Source organism: Phaeobacter sp. A36a-5a, from assembly GCF_037911135.1.
Taxonomy (GTDB): Bacteria; Pseudomonadota; Alphaproteobacteria; order Rhodobacterales; family Rhodobacteraceae; genus Phaeobacter; species Phaeobacter bryozoorum.
In genome coordinates this window covers 1,054,809-1,071,915 of sequence record NZ_JBBLYU010000001.1, presented here as the reverse complement: position 1 = coordinate 1,071,915, position 17,107 = coordinate 1,054,809, and the positions used below count along the sequence as shown (strand labels likewise).

The 17,107-nt window shown below is 61.4% G+C and carries 14 protein-coding genes; 7 read left to right on the top strand and 7 right to left on the bottom strand.

Going from position 1 to position 17,107, the window contains the following annotated elements; genetic code table 11:
- Positions 1-185: 185 nt before the first annotated feature.
- Genes WLQ66_RS05015 through WLQ66_RS05005 form a run of 3 tightly spaced genes read left to right on the top strand, consistent with a single transcriptional unit; the run spans position 186 to position 4,271 of the window.
- On the top strand, positions 186-824 hold the full coding sequence (locus WLQ66_RS05015; RefSeq protein WP_340545270.1) for a glutathione S-transferase family protein: 639 nt from the start codon (positions 186-188) through the stop codon (positions 822-824).
- Positions 825-834: 10 nt separating this feature from the next.
- Positions 835-2,046: an acetyl-CoA C-acetyltransferase gene (locus tag WLQ66_RS05010; RefSeq protein WP_340545269.1), complete on the top strand. Its 1,212-nt coding sequence runs from the start codon at positions 835-837 to the stop codon at positions 2,044-2,046.
- A 23-nt stretch (positions 2,047-2,069) separates the two neighbouring features.
- On the top strand, positions 2,070-4,271 hold the full coding sequence (locus tag WLQ66_RS05005; RefSeq protein ID WP_340545268.1) for a 3-hydroxyacyl-CoA dehydrogenase NAD-binding domain-containing protein: 2,202 nt from the start codon (positions 2,070-2,072) through the stop codon (positions 4,269-4,271).
- Positions 4,272-4,429: 158 nt separating this feature from the next.
- Here WLQ66_RS05005 and WLQ66_RS05000 read toward each other — a convergent pair whose 3' ends face one another.
- Together WLQ66_RS05000 and WLQ66_RS04995 are read right to left on the bottom strand one after the other, a co-directional pair.
- Positions 4,430-5,119 carry a Hint domain-containing protein gene (locus tag WLQ66_RS05000; protein ID WP_340545267.1) on the bottom strand — a complete coding sequence of 230 codons (690 nt, stop codon included), beginning with the start codon at positions 5,117-5,119 and terminating at the stop codon, positions 4,430-4,432.
- Positions 5,120-5,294: 175 nt separating this feature from the next.
- Positions 5,295-5,960: a sulfotransferase family 2 domain-containing protein gene (locus WLQ66_RS04995; RefSeq protein ID WP_340546302.1), complete on the bottom strand. Its 666-nt coding sequence runs from the start codon at positions 5,958-5,960 to the stop codon at positions 5,295-5,297.
- A gap of 137 nt (positions 5,961-6,097) precedes the next feature.
- Between WLQ66_RS04995 and WLQ66_RS04990 the strand changes: the two genes are divergently transcribed.
- The 4 genes from WLQ66_RS04990 (at position 6,098) to WLQ66_RS04975 (ending at position 11,144) form a co-directional block, all read left to right on the top strand.
- Positions 6,098-7,726 carry an AMP-binding protein gene (locus WLQ66_RS04990; protein ID WP_340545266.1) on the top strand — a complete coding sequence of 543 codons (1,629 nt, stop codon included), beginning with the start codon at positions 6,098-6,100 and terminating at the stop codon, positions 7,724-7,726.
- Between the two features lie 111 nt (positions 7,727-7,837).
- Positions 7,838-8,848 carry a hypothetical protein gene (locus WLQ66_RS04985; protein ID WP_340545265.1) on the top strand — a complete coding sequence of 337 codons (1,011 nt, stop codon included), beginning with the start codon at positions 7,838-7,840 and terminating at the stop codon, positions 8,846-8,848.
- 456 nt (positions 8,849-9,304) lie between these two features.
- A complete protein-coding gene (gene rsgA / locus WLQ66_RS04980; protein ID WP_340545264.1) occupies positions 9,305-10,387 on the top strand; it encodes a ribosome small subunit-dependent GTPase A in 1,083 nt (360 codons plus the stop codon).
- Positions 10,388-10,391: 4 nt separating this feature from the next.
- Positions 10,392-11,144, top strand: coding sequence for a VOC family protein (locus WLQ66_RS04975; protein ID WP_340545263.1), 753 nt, complete (start codon positions 10,392-10,394; stop codon positions 11,142-11,144).
- Positions 11,145-11,753: 609 nt separating this feature from the next.
- Here the strand turns inward: WLQ66_RS04975 and WLQ66_RS04970 are convergent.
- The 5 genes from WLQ66_RS04970 to WLQ66_RS04950 form a co-directional block, all read right to left on the bottom strand.
- A complete protein-coding gene (locus WLQ66_RS04970; RefSeq protein ID WP_340545262.1) occupies positions 11,754-13,085 on the bottom strand; it encodes an SPOR domain-containing protein in 1,332 nt (443 codons plus the stop codon).
- Positions 13,086-13,314: 229 nt separating this feature from the next.
- Positions 13,315-13,947, bottom strand: a complete 633-nt coding sequence (gene upp / locus WLQ66_RS04965; protein WP_014874324.1) for a uracil phosphoribosyltransferase — start codon at positions 13,945-13,947, stop codon at positions 13,315-13,317.
- A gap of 156 nt (positions 13,948-14,103) precedes the next feature.
- Positions 14,104-15,321 carry a phosphopentomutase gene (locus WLQ66_RS04960; RefSeq protein WP_340545261.1) on the bottom strand — a complete coding sequence of 406 codons (1,218 nt, stop codon included), beginning with the start codon at positions 15,319-15,321 and terminating at the stop codon, positions 14,104-14,106.
- Positions 15,321-16,631, bottom strand: coding sequence for a thymidine phosphorylase (locus WLQ66_RS04955; RefSeq protein ID WP_340545260.1), 1,311 nt, complete (start codon positions 16,629-16,631; stop codon positions 15,321-15,323). Before WLQ66_RS04955 ends, WLQ66_RS04960 begins: the two co-directional genes overlap by 1 nt.
- A 3-nt stretch (positions 16,632-16,634) precedes the next feature.
- On the bottom strand, positions 16,635-17,027 hold the full coding sequence (locus WLQ66_RS04950; RefSeq protein ID WP_340545259.1) for a cytidine deaminase: 393 nt from the start codon (positions 17,025-17,027) through the stop codon (positions 16,635-16,637).
- Positions 17,028-17,107: the final 80 nt, after the last annotated feature.

Below are 17,107 nucleotides of genomic sequence, written 5' to 3'. Positions count from 1 at the left end.
TCCGCCTAATGGGGCGGCGCGCCGTCACCTTTCACGGTCATCGGCTCTCCAGCCTGTTCCGCAGGACCATGCTGACGCCATCTACCTTAATACGGAGTGAAGGTTCCGTCATCTTTCCAGAAATACTCCACGGGGGTGCGGGGGTGTGAAACCCCCGCTCCGCCAGCAGACACAGGGAGCAACATATGACACTCAAACTGCATTGTTTCGGTGAAAGCGGCCATTCCTATAAGGCCGCCCTGGCTCTTGAACTGGCCGGGATCAACTGGGAGCCGGTGTTTGTGGATTTTTTCAGCGGCACCACCCGGGGTGATGCCTTCCGTCGAGATATCAACGACATGGGAGAATGCCCGGTGCTGGTGGATGGCAATCTGACACTCAGCCAATCCGGGGTGATCCAGCAGTATCTGTCGGACACTTATGGCCGGTTCGGCGGCGCCACTGTCGAGGAAAAGCGCGAGATCCTGCGCTGGCAGCTATGGGACAATCACAAATTGTCCTCAAACGCAGGCTTGTGCCGGTTCCTGATGAATTTCCTGCCCGAAGACAAACGCCCGCAGGAGGTCATCGCCTTCCTTCAGGGCCGTCTGCGAGGCGCCTACGCGATCCTGGACAAACATCTTGAGGGGCGAAGCTGGATTGTCGGCGATGGGCTGACCAATGCCGATCTGACCTGCTGCTCCTATCTCTATTACCCTGAACCCTTCGGCTTTGATCGAGCCGAATGGCCCCATATTGACGCTTGGCTCTCGCGGCTGAGCGCACAACCGGGCTGGAAAGCCCCCTACGACCTAATGCCCGGCAACCCGTCGGACCGAGCCTGAGGAGACTGATATGACCGAAGCCTATATTTACGACGCCGTGCGCACCCCGCGTGGCAAAGGCCGCAAGGATGGATCCTTGCATGAAGTAACGGCCGCGCGTCTCTCTGCGGTGGCGCTCAACGCTCTGAAAGAGCGCAACAATCTTGAAGGCCACGCAGTCGAGGACGTGATCTGGGGCAATGTGACCCAGGTTGGCGAACAGGGCGCCTGCTTGGCGCGGACCGCTGTTCTGGCCTCTGATCTGGATGAATCGATCCCCGGCGTGTCGATCAACCGCTTCTGCGCCTCGGGTCTGGAAGCCGTCAACATGGCCGCCAACCAGGTGCGGGGACGTGCTGGTCATGCCTACATCGCCGGCGGTGTGGAATCCATGAGCCGTGTCCCCATGGGCATGGACGGCGGTGCCATTGCTGTTGATCCGGCGATTGCCATCGAGAACTACTTTGTGCCCCAGGGGATCTCGGCAGATATCATCGCCACCGAATATGGTTTCTCGCGTGATGATGCCGATGCCATGGCGGTGGAATCCCAGCGCCGGGCGAAGGCGGCCTGGGACGACAAGCGTTTTGCGCGCAGCGTTGTCCCGGTGCGCGATATCAACGGGCTGACCATTCTCGATCACGATGAATACATGCGCCCCGGCACCGACATGCAGTCGCTCGGCGGTCTGAACCCCTCGTTCCAGATGATGGGTGAGCAAATGCCCGGCTTCGACAAGATCGCGATGCTGAAATACCCGCATCTGGAGCGGATCAATCACATCCACCACGCGGGCAATTCCTCCGGCATCGTCGACGGCGCCGCTGCCGTACTGATTGGCGACAAGGAGTTCGGCGAGGCGATGGGCCTGAAACCGCGCGCCCGTATCAAGGCCACAGCCAAGATCGGCACCGACCCCACCATCATGCTGACCGGCCCCGTGCCCGCCACCGAGAAGATCCTGCGCGACAATGGCATGGAGATTGGTGACATCGACCTCTTTGAGGTCAACGAGGCCTTTGCCAGCGTCGTCATGCGGTTCGAGCAGGCCTTTGGCGTCGACCATGACAAGGTGAACGTCAATGGCGGCTCGATTGCCATGGGCCACCCACTTGGTGCGACCGGCGCCATGATCCTCGGCGCACTGCTGGATGAGTTGGAGCGCAGCGACCGCGAAACCGGTCTTGCGACACTCTGCATCGGGTCCGGCATGGGCGCGGCCACCATCATCGAACGCGTGTAACCCAGGCGACAGGAGACTAAGATATGTCTGATTTCACAATGAAAAAAGACGCCGACGGCGTCGCCATCATCACCTGGGACTGCCCCGGCAAAAGCATGAACGTTCTGAACGGTCAGGCGATGCTAGACCTCGACGGGCTGGTTGACGACGCGCTGGCAGATGAGGCCGTCAAGGGCATCGTCATCACCTCGGGCAAGAAAGACTTTGCCGGCGGCATGGATCTCAATGTGCTGGCCAAGATGAAAGAAGATGCCGGTGACGAACCCGCCCGTGGTCTGTTCGAGGGCATCATGAAAATGCACCACGGTCTGCGCAAGATCGAACGGGCCGGCATGGATCCGAAAACCAACAAGGGTGGCAAACCCGTGGCAGCAGCCCTGCCCGGCACAGCTGTTGGCATTGGTCTGGAACTGCCGCTGTCGACGCATCGCATCTTTGCCGCTGACAACCCCAAGGCCAAAATCGGCCTGCCTGAGATCATGGTCGGCATCTTCCCCGGTGCAGGCGGCACCACCCGTCTGGTACGCAAGATGGGTGCCATGAACGCTGCGCCCTTCCTGCTGGAAGGCAAGCTGGTCGATCCCAAAAAAGCCAAGGCCGCAGGCATCATCGACGAAGTGGTCGAGGATCCGCTGGCCGCCGCACGCGCCTGGGTTCTGGAGGCAAAAGACGCCGATATCGTCAAACCCTGGGATGCCAAGGGTTACAAGATGCCCGGTGGCGCGCCCTATCATCCTGCGGGCTTCATGACCTTCCTTGGTGCAGCAGCCATGGTGCATGGCAAAACATTTGGCGCCTTCCCGGCGGCCAAAGCGCTGCTGAGCGCGGTCTATGAAGGCGCGCTCGTGCCCTTTGACACCGCGCTGAAGATTGAGGCGCGCTGGTTCACCCATGTGCTGATGAACCCTTCGTCCGAGGCGATGATCCGCTCGCTCTTCCTCAACAAGGAAGCGCTGGAAAAAGGCGCTGTGCGCCCGGCGGGCATCGAGGATCAGTCGGTCAAGAAAATCGGCGTTCTGGGCGCTGGCATGATGGGGGCCGGTATCGCGCTGGTCTCCGCTCAGGCCGGGATGGAGGTTGTTCTGATCGACCGTGATCAGGCCGCCGCCGACAAGGGCAAGACCTATACCGAAAGCTATCTCGACAAGGGCATCAAGCGCGGCAAAGTCACGGCCGACAAGAAAGAGGCGATGCTGTCACGCATCACCGCAACCCCTGATCTGGACCATCTCAAGGGCTGCGATCTGATCATCGAAGCGGTCTTTGAGGATCCCGGCGTCAAGGCGGAGATGACCAAGAAGGTCGAGGCGATCATCCCCGACGATTGCATCTTTGCCTCCAACACCTCGACTCTGCCGATCACCGGTCTGGCCGAAGCCTCGGTGCGCCCGGAGCAGTTCATCGGCATTCACTTCTTCTCGCCGGTGGAAAAAATGTTCCTGGTGGAGATCATCAAGGGTGAGAAAACCGGCGACCGCGCAGTGGCCAAGGCGCTGGACTACGTGCGCCAGATCCGCAAGACTCCGATCGTGGTCAATGATGCCCGGTTCTTCTACTGCAACCGTTGCATCATCCCCTACGTGAACGAAGGCGCGCGGATGATCACCGAGGGCGTTGCCCCTGCGTTGATCGACAATGCCGCACGCCAGTTGGGCTTCCCGGTCGGTCCGATCCAACTGACCGATGAGACCTCGATTGACCTCGGTGCCAAGATCGCTCGCGCCACCAAGGCGGCAATGGGCGATGCTTATCCCGAAAGTGCTGCGGATGATCTGATCTTCTGGATGGAAGAACAGGGCCGTCTGGGGCGCAAGTCCAACGCTGGTTTCTTCGACTATGACGACAAGGGCAAGCGGCAGGGTTACTGGAAGGGCATGCAGGAGAAATACCCGCTGGCCGAGGAACAGCCGGACCTGATCGAGGTCCAGGAACGCCTGATGTTTGCACAGGTCCTGGAAGCCGTGCGCGCGCTGGAAGAAGGTGTTCTGATGGACATTCGCGAAGGGGATGTTGGCGCGATCCTGGCCTGGGGCTTTGCGCCCTGGTCCGGTGGCCCGCTGAGCTGGCTGGACATCATCGGCACGCCATATGCTGCCGAGCGCTGCGACCAGCTGACCGCGAAATATGGCGAACGTTTCACCTGTCCGCCGCTGCTGCGCGAGATGGCTGAGAAAGGCCAGACTTTCTATGGCCGGTTCAGCCCGGAGGCCGAAAAGGCCGCCTGATTGAGGTCAGATGACGTCTGAAAGCTCTGAAAGCGGCGCCTCCGGGTGCCGCTTTTTTCACATCAGGAAAGCCGCCTAAGTGGTTGTGAAAAATAAAAACCGCCTCCGATATGGTGACGGTCCTGTCTCTGTTTTCACTTGTTGGATTGCAGCGCGGTCTAGACCATCGCTGCGTATTCCGCAGCACCATGCCCACCAGGACCCATCGGCAACGTATTGGCCCAGACGCTTTCCTCGGTGATCATGTCGATTACCAGTTCGCGGGCAGCGTCGGGCTCCAGAACCCGATAAAGCTCGGCATAGGCGCTGGTGTCGAACGACAGAATGTCACGCGGTGACACGCTAAAGCTCAGCAGACCCGCCTCCAGATAGATGACCTCATCCTGTGCAAACCGTGGCACCATGATCTCGACCCGTGTGTCAGGCTCGACCCGGCCAATGCCGCGGTACCCTTCCAACGCGCAGGCGGGTACGACAACAAACGGATGGCCCTGCCCATCACAGGCAAGATCGCTCTCGATCAGGATCCCCTGGTTCGGCATCACCCAGAGCGGCGCGCGATTGTTCAGCGCATCCTGCGGAATATGAACCGGGCATGTCAGCGGATTGGGTCCACCGCTGGAAAGCAGGATTGTTTCGCGGTGGATATCGACTATGGGCTGCATCCCATGATCGAAGGTCAGGACCATGTCGCCCACGGCCAGAGCCTCAATCGGGCGCCAGCCAAGATGTGAGGCCACATGGGTGCCCGACAGGATCCCGCCCTGCCCGGCTGCGACCAACGGGTACTCTGTTGCCAGAGCCTCGGCCATCGGAGAGAGCTTGCGTTTCAGCAGCCAATCCAGCATCGGTTTTCCCTTTCACCAAGGCAGCCATACGTTCTGCATGACCCGTCACGTTACCCGTCCGAGAGGCGGCCACTGGCGCGCCCACGGGAGAGATGATCATGGTCGCGGATCGAAGATGCGCCATTTTGGCGAAGACTTCGGACCCAGCGTCGTCCCATGTGATTCCATCTCTCGACTACTGGTCTATCGGTGAATCGTTAAAAGAGTATTCAAACTGGGCAAGATCCGCCTCGCAGGCCTGAGCCACCGCCGCGCGGGCCGCGTCGGTATAGGCGTCCTGCCAGCCTCTGGGACGGTCTGAGACATTGGCCCGTGGCAGCTGCAGCTCAAAACCCAGGTGATCAAAGAGCGGGGCCGCATCGCATGCGAAATGCTCCAGGCGAATATAGCAGTCGCATTGTTCGCCCCCATCCGCGCGCCGCATATATGACCGCGCCGGATGTGCACGAAACGCTGCAAGCATCCGGGGATCGCTGGCAAAATCGGGAAATGCCAACGCTTTGGCCAGAGCGACCGAAGGGTGATCAAAGCTCTGCTCGCGCAGCCAGTGATAGAGGCTCAGCACCCGATCGAACGGGTTCCGTACCAGCGTAAAGGCAAAGAGACCGCGCAGCTGCGCCTCGGGCACCAGACCGTCAATATCGGCAAGAGTTGAGTGTTTCCACAATCGGCCCCGGGTTTTTGCGTCTCTGAGGCGTCGCCGCCGCTTGCTGGCCTTGGGCGTGTCGCCGAGCATGAGATCATCTGCCATGGCCCGCGCTTCCAGCGCGAGGGACAGCGCGGTGCCCCCGGTCTTGGGGATATGCACAAAGACATAGGAACGGCCAGGCGACAGGATCATGACAGGCAGGCTAAGCGGTTTGAAGACCAATGGAAACCTCGGCTCTGTCAGACAAAAATGTCTTACGCCTTTCATTGGGGGCAACTTTGCGCAATATCTTGCAACCACGTCGCATGAATCATCTTGGAGGGGTCGAAATGGGTTGGATGTCGGACGAGTCGGGACTGGAGAAAACCGCCGCCAACTATGTGCCGCTGACGCCGCTGTCACATCTGCGCCGGGCCGCGCATGTGTTTGCCGATGTCCCTGCCGTCATCTACGGCAGCCATCGCGAGACCTATGCGGCCTATTATGATCGCTGCACGCGGCTGGCCTCGGCGCTTGCGGGGATGGGCGTCCGCCCCGGCGACGTGGTGGCGACCTTGATCCCCAACCTGCCGGCCCAGGCCGAAGCGCATTTTGGCGTGCCTGCCTGCGGTGCCGTTCTCAACACGATCAACACACGTCTCGACGTCAGCACGGTCGCCTATATTTTCGACCACGGAGAGGCCAAGGTCGTGCTGGTCGACAGCCAGTTCCTGCCACTCGCCGAAGAGGCCAAAGCAGCCTGCGACGGCCCGGGACCGCTGATCATTGAGGTCCCGGATGATCAGGCAGCCTATCCGGCGTCCGGTCGGCACCCGGTCTACGAGCATGTTCTGGCCGCTGCCTCCCATGATTTCGACTGGATCATGCCGCAGGACGAATGGGAAAGCCTTGCGCTCAACTACACCTCCGGCACCACGGGCCGCCCGAAAGGCGTGGTCTACCATCACCGTGGCGCCTATCTGATGACCATGGGCACGGTGATTTCCTGGCGCATGGTGATGCAGCCGAAATACCTAGCTATTGTACCACTGTTTCACTGCAACGGCTGGAACCACACCTGGATGATGCCGGTTCTAGGTGGCACCCTGGTGTGCTGTCGCGATATCACCGCGCCCGCGATCTACGATGCGATTGCCGACGAAGGGGTGACCCATTTCGGCGGTGCGCCAATTGTGCTCAATATGCTGGTGAACGCACCCGAAGAGGACCGGCGCAGCTTTGATCACACGGTCGAGGTCTTCACCGCCGGCGCCCCGCCCGCCCCGGCCACCCTGCAAAAGATCGAGGCTATCGGCTTTCATGTCACGCAGGTCTACGGGCTGACGGAAACATATGGCCACGTCACCGAATGCCTGTGGAAAGGCGGCAGCTGGGACACGCTGGACCAGCAGGGCCGGGCCGCGATCAAGGCGCGTCAGGGCGTGGCCTTCCCGATGATGGATCACATTACGGTCATGTCCGACGATATGCAGCAGATTCCGATGAACGGTCAGGATCAGGGTGAGATCGTGATGCGCGGCAATTCGGTCATGAAGGGATATCTGAAGAACCCCGAAGCCACCGCCGAGGCCTTTCAGGGGGGGTATTTCCATTCCGGCGATATCGCCGTGCAGCATCCCGATGGCTATATCCAGATCGCCGACCGCGCCAAGGATATCATCATCTCCGGCGGCGAGAATATCTCCTCGGTGGAGGTTGAGGGCGTGCTGATGGGGCACCCCGATGTGAACCTAGCCGCGGTGGTTGCCAAACCTGACGAAAAATGGGGCGAAGTGCCTTGTGCTTTTGTCGAGTTGAAGCCCGGCGCGGAGGTTGATCCTGCCGAACTGATCCGCTTTGCGCGCGAAACGCTGGCCGGTTTCAAAGCGCCAAAACAGGTGATTTTCCAAGAACTTCCCAAGACATCGACCGGAAAGATCCAGAAATTCGAACTGCGCCAGCAGGCCAAGGCTCTCTGACCCGGTTTCCTGACCAAAGCAGGCGCGAACTGCCGCAAAGTCAATTGCTGACGCTGGGGGCTGCGTGCTATTTGATCTGTGAACAATCGACGGTGAGGACGCGCCCCATTCATGACGGCATTGCGGGAATATCAACGGCTGGAAGCTGCTGCGCTGTGGCGGGCTGCCCCTGACGCGCAGCGGCGCGATGTGATCGTCTCGGTTGGCGACGCGACCCTGACCATTGCGGATATGAATGACCGGCCACTGGCCCATTGGTCACTGGCAGCGCTAGAGCGACAGAACCCCGGCAGTTTCCCCGCGTTGTTCCACCCTTACGGAGATCAGGGCGAAACGCTGGAGATCGCCGAAGATGAAACCGCGATGCTGGACGCAATCGACCGTTTGCAATCCGCCCTCACCCGCGCTCGTGCCCGCCCCGGTCGCCTTCGCTCGGTGACGCTGCTGTCGGCGCTGGCTGTCGTGACCGGTCTGGCGGTGTTCTGGCTGCCCGATGCGCTGCTCTCGCATACGGTGAATGTGGTGCCGGACATCAAACGCAAGGCGCTGGGACAGGCGCTGCTTGGCCGGATCGAACGGGTGTCAGGTCAGGCCTGCAGCACATTGGAGACCGCGCCCATTCTGGAACGTCTCGCAGAGCGGTTGGATGTGCGTCAGTTGGTGATCCTGCGCAGCGGCGTGGCCAGCAGCCTTTATCTACCAGGTGGCATCGTGCTTCTGAACCGCGAGCTGGTGGAGGATCACGAAGATCCGGCGGTAGCAGCTGGCGCGGTACTGGTTGAGCGCGCCCGTGCGGTGGAAAAAGACCCCCTGGCCGAGCTTCTGGCCGCGGGCGGCATTCGCGCCACCTTCAGGATGCTCACAACCGGTGAACTGACCCGTGCAACCCTCGACCGTTATGCGGAAACCGTCATTAGCGCGCCGCGCCCCACGCCGGACGAGGCCACGACACTCGCTGAATTTGCCCGTGCTGCCGTTCCCTCCAGCCCCTATGCCTACGCTCAGGACATTACCGGTGAAACAGTGCTCGGCCTGATCGAGGCCGATCCGATGGCGGGCCGTGACTTGCAGCCGGTACTGAATGACCGCGACTGGGTGCAGCTACAAAGCATCTGCGGCTGATCCAACAGTACCGGTGTGGAACACATCGCACCTCTGACACGATGCGTTGAGATTTCTGCATCCTGTCACCGGGCCGCTGCACGCAATACTGACGCAAACGTCAAGCATTCGGGATCCCGATCGGAACTTCACCGCGAACGTTTCCAGGGTCGGCAGAGTGCGACGGAGCTGACATACCTTTTTCCTGCTGAATGGCTGCTACAGATACCTGAAGACGAGTTCCAAATCAGCCATCAACGGTTGTGTTGTGCATGTTTCCCCACTATCTGCACGTCATCTGTAATGGAGTTTTCATGTCCCGGTAAGGAAGGGAGGCAGCGCGCCTCCCGGAGCACATACAAAATCGCAAACATCGCCGTCACTTTGTAGCTGACGGGTCGGTTTGATGTGCTCACTCGTTTCCTACCATCGGCGCCCAAAATTGACTTGGGCCAGAGATATGAAAGTGAACACCCTATGACGAGGGATTACTCAGACTTCCTTCCGCGTCGCGCGCGCGACACCGGATCACAGGCCAAACTCAGCCCCCTTCAGGCACTAGGATGGCAACCGTTTTTCACCCAGCAAGTTAGCGTGGAAGACATGGCCGCGATACCTCCTGTTCGCGTTGTCGAAGTGCATCGCAGCGGGCTGCACGCCCTTGGTGACGGCATCGATACCATCCTTCCGCCCAGAGCCGATGTGACTGTCGGGGACTGGCTGTTGCTGGACCAGTCGCACCCGCGGTCCAGTAGGGCTCTTGAGCGTGCCAGCCTTATCAAGCGGCGCGCGCCCGGCACCGACCGGCAGGAACAACTGATCGCGGCGAACATTGATACGGCCTTTATCGTCACGTCCTGCAATCAGGACTTCAAATTGGCCCGGCTTGAACGCTATGCCTCCTTGGCGTTCGAGGCGCGGATCACGCCCGTCATCGTCCTCACGAAAACCGACCTCTTGGCGGATCCTGAAGACTACATTGACGCGGCCCACGCGGTGTCGGACATAATCGACGTCGTCGCACTTGACGCGCGCGGTTCTGCCCCGAAGACAGACCTTGCGACCTGGTGCAAGCCCGGCAAGACGGTAGCGTTCCTTGGCTCATCCGGTGTTGGGAAATCGACGCTGGCCAATGCGTTGCTCGACAGCCAATCCATCGAGACCCAGACCATTCGCGAGGACGACGCGAAGGGGCGGCATACGACGACGCGGCGTGAGCTTCATGCTATGCGCAATGGCTGTCTGATCCTGGACACGCCGGGCATGCGGGAATTGCAGCTCACCGATGCGGCGGACGGAATCAATGATCTCTTTGCCGATATTCAGGAGTTGGCCGCGCGGTGTCGATTCAACGACTGTCAGCACGAGACCGAGCCGGGATGCGCGATTCTGACGGCTGTTGATGATGGCGTTCTCGATGCCCGTCGGCTTGGCAGATGGCGTAAGCTGATAGCGGAGGACGCGTTCAACTCCGCGAGCCTTGTGGAACGCAGGTCGCGCGACAGGGCGTTCGGAAAAATGGTGCGCGGCGTCAAGAAAATCAAAGATGTCAGGAGGTAAGACGATGACGCAGTCGAAAGCAGGTCAAATCGTATGGCACGATCTTTTCACATCGGACAGGGCGTGTTCGATGGCATTTTACCAGCACGTGGCCAAATGGACGTATGAAGTCGAGCGGGCGACGGATTTTGCCTGGGGAGGCGGCGAGAAGGATTTCATCCTCGCCCTCTCCGGGGACGAAGCGGGTGCGGGGTTGGCCGAGACGCCTGCCGAGCAGGAAAATGGCTGGATCGCCTACATCGAGGTTCCCGACGTGGACGCGGCGGTCAGACGCGTCGCCACGCTCGGAGGCAAGATCGTTCGGGAGCCATTCGAGGTGCCGGGTGTCGGTCGCAATGCACTCGTCCGCGATCCGCTCGGTGCTCTGGTCGGGATTTCGCTGTCCCGGCACAGCTTCCCTGTTCCGCACCGGCAGTTCGGCCCTGACGTGTACGTCGGCATCGGGACTGACTTCCCGCTGGCGTTCTATGCAGAGCTTTTTGGATGGAAGGTCTCTCCCGAGCAGGACACGGATTGTCTTGCACTCCTCGGGCCTGAGGGCGATCTTGTTGCACTCCAACATGCCGCGACCTGGCCAACCGATTCAAATGCAGCTTGGGTCCCGTGCATCAAGGTTGCTTCAGTCGCCGATGCCTGCCGTGCTGCTGAAGCCAAAGGCGCGTGTCTGGCTCCTGTGGATGTGAAGGGAACTGTTCAAGCCCGTAACCCCATTCTGCGTGATCCAGACGGCGCGCCGTTTGCTCTTGGCATCGAATAGACGACCACTTTCTAGCAGTTCGCCTCTTCTTCACAGGAACTGCAGAGCGGGCATTTGTACGCGCTGCAGTATCCGTAACTCAGGGCTCACTGCCCGCTTTCGCTGCGTCGCCCATGGATGGCCGCTCTAGTTTTCTTCGCAAAGATCAGGGGTAAGCTGCTCTGGCGTAGTTTGCGAAGCGTCGGCCAACGCCTGCTCAATCTTTGCGATCTACTCATTCTTTTGCCTACCAAAGTACCGCAGAGTCCGTCACTCCCAATTCGCAGGCAATCCTTGCAAGGGAGCTTCCCCGAACTCGAAGATCGGCGTTGCGGCGGTCACGTCTATCTAACTGCTGCTTTGTGGGCTGACGCATATTGGCACAATGGCGCGGCGCAATTGTTAGGACAATACAGAACGTCCGCGAGCCATTTGCCGATATTGCGACAATGTTGTGAAGGAGGAGTTCGGCCGGGGCCGTGTTGGATTAACGATGAGACGAAAAAGTCAAATATCTCTGACGTTCTAAAAGCGGTTGGCGCAATCATAGCGCCGCGCCAAGCCGCCCCCGCTCCGTTGCGTGAACGCAGATTGGCCAAACAACGTGGCTGACCGGACCCACCGTCGTGATTACTTGCTCAGCCGCGCGCCAGAGAACCCGGCCGCGCGCACTGTCGACAGGGCCGCTTGCGCCGCCTCCCCGACAAAAGGCCCTGCCAGAACGACCTGCAGGCTCTGACCATTGCGGTTGACCCGACCCAGACGCACCGGCAACCCCTTTTGGCGCAACCGTTGAGCCACGGCGTCGGCCTGACTTACATCGGCGAGGGTCGCCGCGCGCACATACCGCGTCGCCGGAGATGACTGAGGTTTGGCCATCGAAGCCGAGGCCGCGCGCGCTGATGTCGCATCGCCGGAAGGCGCCGACCGGGTCGACAGACGGGTGACCAGAGTCTCCTCATCGGTGCCCACGGACGTGCTCGCATCTCCTGCAAGCTGTCTCTGCGAAAGCTTCACAACCGGTCGATCGACTGGACGGCGAATGCCTTCGCGGGGAACGGTGCGCGTCCAGATCGCGCCGGTTTGCGGCCCGCGGTTCGGATTGTAGCGATCCTGATGGATCACCCGCACATATCCCGCAGGCACGCCATCGTTGGCCGCCGCGAGTACGCCGCCCAGCGACATCTCCGCCCGGCGCGGATTAAGACGGTCATCCTCCCATGCGCGGCGATACCCCTGCGGCACTACCAGTCCTCGGCTCAGGCTGCGCTCCTGATAGACATGCTTGGGAACAACGCGGGTGTTGGGATCCAGAACCGAGGACAGGCGGCTGCTGCCCCCCTGCGGCCCGCATCGCACATTGCCCGTCTGGTTGATATATTGCTGGCTCAGGGCAGACGCGCCGGGACAGCGGCCAAAGCCCGGCGCCGAACTGGCCGTGGTTACGGTGCTGACGGGCGGACGATAGGCATCATCCAGTGGCTGTCGGCGCGGCAGCTTCGCCGTTGATGTGCCAACCCGAAGCGGCTTTGCCTGTCGCACGGCACTGCGCTGCGGCTTGGTGGTGGTGACGGTCTGCGGCGCGCGCGCTGCTGCAACCGGCTCTGTAGTTGCTGTTACGGCGCCTTCCAGATTATTCGCTCGCTGCCCCTCCGGCAGGGTGATCAGCTCCGGCGCCGGAGCCGAAGTGGCTCTCGGCGAACTGGGGGCCGCAGCAAGCTCAGTGGGCTGGAAGCCGCAGAGCTGTTTGCGGCTGCGGGTTACCCTCGGCACCCAGGTGACATTGCCGTCGATCCCCGCCCGAATGAAAACACAGCCGCGACTGTCGACATATTGCTTGCCTGCAAAGGAGGCGGGCGGAAATTCTGCCGGCGGTTCGGTGGGGCGGATCGACTGCGCCTCTGCTGTGCCGAAGCAGGCCGCCGCGATCAAAGCACTTGCAATAATTCTAGTAAGCGTCATCCGAGAGCCCCACAACATATGGCCGCAGGATGCCCGAAAAGCGAATCTGAGTAAAGCAGGGTTTCCCCGATTTCACGAAAGATCCCAGAGACATCGCTGCCGTTACCCTCCCCGCGCCCGGGTGTGTCAGCCGACGGACATGGAAAAGGCGCCTGTTGCCAGACGCCCTTGGCTTCGTGGCCGTGCCTTGTGTCCATGCCGCCCCAAGAGCTGCACGCTGGCCGCAGGCTTATTTGGTGCCGAACATCCGATCACCCGCATCGCCGAGCCCGGGCAGGATATACCCCTTCTCGTTCAGCTGCCGGTCCAACGAGGCCGTCACGATCGGCACATCCGGATGCTTCTCCTTCATCAGCTCCACCCCCTCGGGCGAGGCCAGCAGGCAGAGGAAACGGATGTCATTTGCTCCGGCCTCTTTCAGCAGGTCGATGGCCGCGGCCGAACTGTTGCCGGTTGCCAGCATCGGATCTACCGCAATGACCAACCGGTCCTTCAGCCCCTCGGGTGCCTTGAAGTAATATTGCACTGGCTGCAGGGTTTCCTCATCCCGGTAGAGACCGACAAAGCCGACCCGTGCCGAGGGGATCAGTTCCAGCACGCCGTCCAGCATCCCGTTGCCCGCCCGCAGGATCGACACCAGCGCCAGTTTCTTACCCGCAAGGATGGGTGCCTCCATTTCCTCCATCGGAGTGTCGATGGTGGTGGTGGTCAGCGGCATCTCGCGGGTGATCTCATAGGCCAACAGCTGGGTAATCTCGCGCAGCAGGCGGCGGAAACCGGCGGTAGAGGTGCCCTTGTCGCGCATCAGGGTGAGCTTGTGCTGCACCAGCGGGTGGTCGACAACGGTCAGATGATCGGACATTGGGCGCTCCTTTCAGGAAAATTCAATCTCTCTTAGTGCCTGCACTGTGGGACAGGCAAGGCGGATTTGTCGGCTATCGTCTCCAACCGCTGCAAATTCGGGCGCCGTTCAGCGCGCAGACGCTGCCGAGGCCGCCATCTCATCCGCCCGCTTCAATCAGGTCAGCACCGACCGGCCCGGCCCCTGAGCAGGGATTTTCAGATGGTCCGCCACGGTCGCTGCCATGTCCGCGAATGCCAGATTGCCCAGCGGTCCGGCCCCCGCGCCGGCCATCAGCACCGGCACCTGTTCACGGGTGTGATCGGTGCCGGGCCAGCTCGGATCATTGCCATGATCGGCCGTCAGGATCAGCAGGTCGCCATCCCGCAGCTGCGGCAGCAGCTTGCCGATCTCTTGGTCAAACCATTCCAGCGCCCGCGCATAGCCCGAGATATCGCGACGATGCCCGTAGAGGCTGTCAAACTCGACAAAATTGGCAAAGGTCAGGCTGCCGTCCTCGGCCTCAGCCACAGCCGCCTGCAAATGCCGCATCAGCCTCGCGTCATCGCCTTTCTTCAGCGTATCAATCCCCTGCATAGAGAAAATATCACCAATTTTGCCGATGGCGTGCACTGGTCGACCGGCATCCTGCACCCAATTGGTCAGGATCGGCTCAGGCGGCATGATGGCGTAGTCACGCCGGTTTGTGGTGCGCTGAAATCCGGTCTCGGGCGTCCCGACAAAGGGCCGCGCAATCACCCGCCCCACCTTCATCGCGTGCAGATAGGGGGCCACCGCCTCGCAGAGCGCCAACAACCGGTCAAGACCAAAGCTCTCCTCATGGGCGGCAATCTGGAAGACACTATCGGCAGAGGTATAACAGATCGGCTGCCCCGACTGCATATGCGCGGCGCCATGTTCGGCAATGATCGCAGTACCCGAGGCATGGCAATTGCCAAGTAGAGCCTCGGTTCCGGCCGCCGCGCAGACATGGGCCACCAGATCATCCGGAAACGCGGGTGTCTGATCCGGGAAATAGCACCAATCCCAAGGCACCGGCAGGCCCGCCAGTTCCCAATGACCAGAGGGGGTATCCTTGCCCCGGCTGATCTCGCGGGCGACACCCCAGCGCCCGATAATCTCCGCCCCACCCAGATCAGGGCAAGGCACCGCCGAGGCCTGCGCCACGGCAGCCCCCAACCCGAGCCGATCCAGATTTGGCACCTGCAGCGGACCGCTGCGCCCCTCCTCGGCGCGGCCCGCAGCGCAGGCCTGGGCGATATGGGCCAGCGTATTGGCGCCAATGTCCGGCAGATCACCATTGAAATACTGACCAGCATCTGGCGCACCACCGATACCGACGGAATCCATCACCACCAGAAACGCACGCGCCATTAGGAAACCCTCTTGTAGATCAGCGGCAGCCGCTCCGGCGCGCTATCAGACAGCTGATAGGCTGCGCGCAGGCTGGCCTCGGCTGCATCAGCGGCGTCTTCATCAGCGGCATGGATCACACCAATCAGGTCGCCGACTGAAAGCGTGCGTCCAAGCGGCGCCAGCTCCGCCAGTCCGACGGAGGGGTCGATCACGTCGCTTTCGATCATCCGCCCGCCGCCCAGCCGCACGACCGCAAGGCCGAGCGCCTCGCCATTGATAGCGTGAACATGGCCCGCCCGATCTGCGGTGATGGGGCGTACCACCGGAGCCGTCGGCAGAATTGTGTGCCAGTGGTCCGCGAAATCGGTCGGGCCGCCCATCGCGGCGACCATTCGGGCAAAACGTTCGGCAACCGCCCCGCTGGCAATGGCCTTGCGGATCATATCCGCCCCGGCATGGCTCTGCGCCGCCAATCCGCCATGTGCCAACAAGACACCTCCCAGCTCCGCCGTCAGCTCCGCCAAGGCGCCCGTCTGGCCGCAGATACCGGTCAGCACCCGCATCACCTCCGCCACCTCCAACGCGTTGCCCAGCGCGGGCGCCAAAGGCTGGTTCATATCAGTGATCAGCGCCGAGGTCCTGCAACCGGCCGCATTCGCCGTCTCAGTGAGACTGCGGGCCAGCGCCTCGGCCTCCTCCAGCGTTTTCATGAAGGCACCGGAGCCGATTTTCACATCCAGAACCAGCGCATCGGTGCTGGCCGCCAGTTTCTTTGACAGGATCGAGGCGGTGATCAGGTCCAGACTATCCACCGTGGCGGTGACATCACGGATCGCATATAGCCGCTTGTCCGCCGGGGCGATCTCTGCGGTCGCCCCGACGATGGCGCAGCCTACGCTTTGCATCATGCTGCGCAGCCCCTGTTCGGACACTTGGGTGCTGACGCCCTGAATGGCTTCCATCTTGTCGAGCGTCCCGCCGGTATGGCCCAGACCCCGACCGGAGATCATCGGCACATAGGCACCGCATTCCGCCAGCGCGGGTGCCAGCAGCAGCGACACGCAATCGCCGACCCCACCGGTAGAGTGTTTGTCCAGCACCGGCCCATCCAGATCCCAGCGCAGCACGTCACCGCTATCACGCATTGCCAGCGTCAAGGCCCGCCGCGCATCGACGCCAAGCCCCTGCAGACAAACCGCCATGGCAAACGCACCCGCCTGCGCATCCGAGACGGCCCCATTGGCCAATCCTTCGGCAAACCAGCGCAGGTCTTCATCGCCGGGTGTCTCTCCCCGGCGCAGGCTGGCGATGATCGCGCGTGCGTCCATGGCTCAGCTCCGTTCCATATGGTCCGCGCCAAAGGCGCCGGGCAGCAGATCGCCAATCGTGGTTTCGCGCTCCAGCCCATCTGTGGTGGCAAGTGTCACCTTGACCTCGGGCGCGCCAAACTCCGCCAGCTTCTGACGGCAGCCGCCGCAGGGCGGGATTGGCGCCGGGCAATCGGCAATCACATATGCCGCCTCAAGCTTCGTCTCGCCTGCGGCAACCATTGCGGCGATGGCACCGGCCTCTGCGCAGGTGCCTTCTGGGTAGGCAACGTTTTCCACATTGCAGCCAACATAGACCGTACCGGATGCTGCCCGGATCGCCGCACCGACCTTGAAGTTGGAATAAGGCGCGTGTGCGTTTTCACGAACGGCGGTGGCAGCATCTTTGAGGCTCATGGCGATTCCCTGATTTTTTTGATCAACTGGTCAGAATTTGAGACGATAGCTGAATTTGCCGAAGGAGCGAAAGCCCCCTC

Coding starts and splice junctions, on each gene's coding strand:
- WLQ66_RS05015 (WP_340545270.1), top strand. CDS start 186: ATGACACTCAAACTGCATTGTTTCGGTGAAAGCGGCCATTCCTATAAG.
- WLQ66_RS05010 (WP_340545269.1), top strand. CDS start 835: ATGACCGAAGCCTATATTTACGACGCCGTGCGCACCCCGCGTGGCAAA.
- WLQ66_RS05005 (WP_340545268.1), top strand. CDS start 2,070: ATGTCTGATTTCACAATGAAAAAAGACGCCGACGGCGTCGCCATCATC.
- WLQ66_RS05000 (WP_340545267.1), bottom strand. CDS start 5,119: ATGCTGGATTGGCTGCTGAAACGCAAGCTCTCTCCGATGGCCGAGGCT.
- WLQ66_RS04995 (WP_340546302.1), bottom strand. CDS start 5,960: ATGATCCTGTCGCCTGGCCGTTCCTATGTCTTTGTGCATATCCCCAAG.
- WLQ66_RS04990 (WP_340545266.1), top strand. CDS start 6,098: ATGGGTTGGATGTCGGACGAGTCGGGACTGGAGAAAACCGCCGCCAAC.
- WLQ66_RS04985 (WP_340545265.1), top strand. CDS start 7,838: ATGACGGCATTGCGGGAATATCAACGGCTGGAAGCTGCTGCGCTGTGG.
- rsgA (WP_340545264.1), top strand. CDS start 9,305: ATGACGAGGGATTACTCAGACTTCCTTCCGCGTCGCGCGCGCGACACC.
- WLQ66_RS04975 (WP_340545263.1), top strand. CDS start 10,392: ATGACGCAGTCGAAAGCAGGTCAAATCGTATGGCACGATCTTTTCACA.
- WLQ66_RS04970 (WP_340545262.1), bottom strand. CDS start 13,085: ATGACGCTTACTAGAATTATTGCAAGTGCTTTGATCGCGGCGGCCTGC.
- upp (WP_014874324.1), bottom strand. CDS start 13,947: ATGTCCGATCATCTGACCGTTGTCGACCACCCGCTGGTGCAGCACAAG.
- WLQ66_RS04960 (WP_340545261.1), bottom strand. CDS start 15,321: ATGGCGCGTGCGTTTCTGGTGGTGATGGATTCCGTCGGTATCGGTGGT.
- WLQ66_RS04955 (WP_340545260.1), bottom strand. CDS start 16,631: ATGGACGCACGCGCGATCATCGCCAGCCTGCGCCGGGGAGAGACACCC.
- WLQ66_RS04950 (WP_340545259.1), bottom strand. CDS start 17,027: ATGAGCCTCAAAGATGCTGCCACCGCCGTTCGTGAAAACGCACACGCG.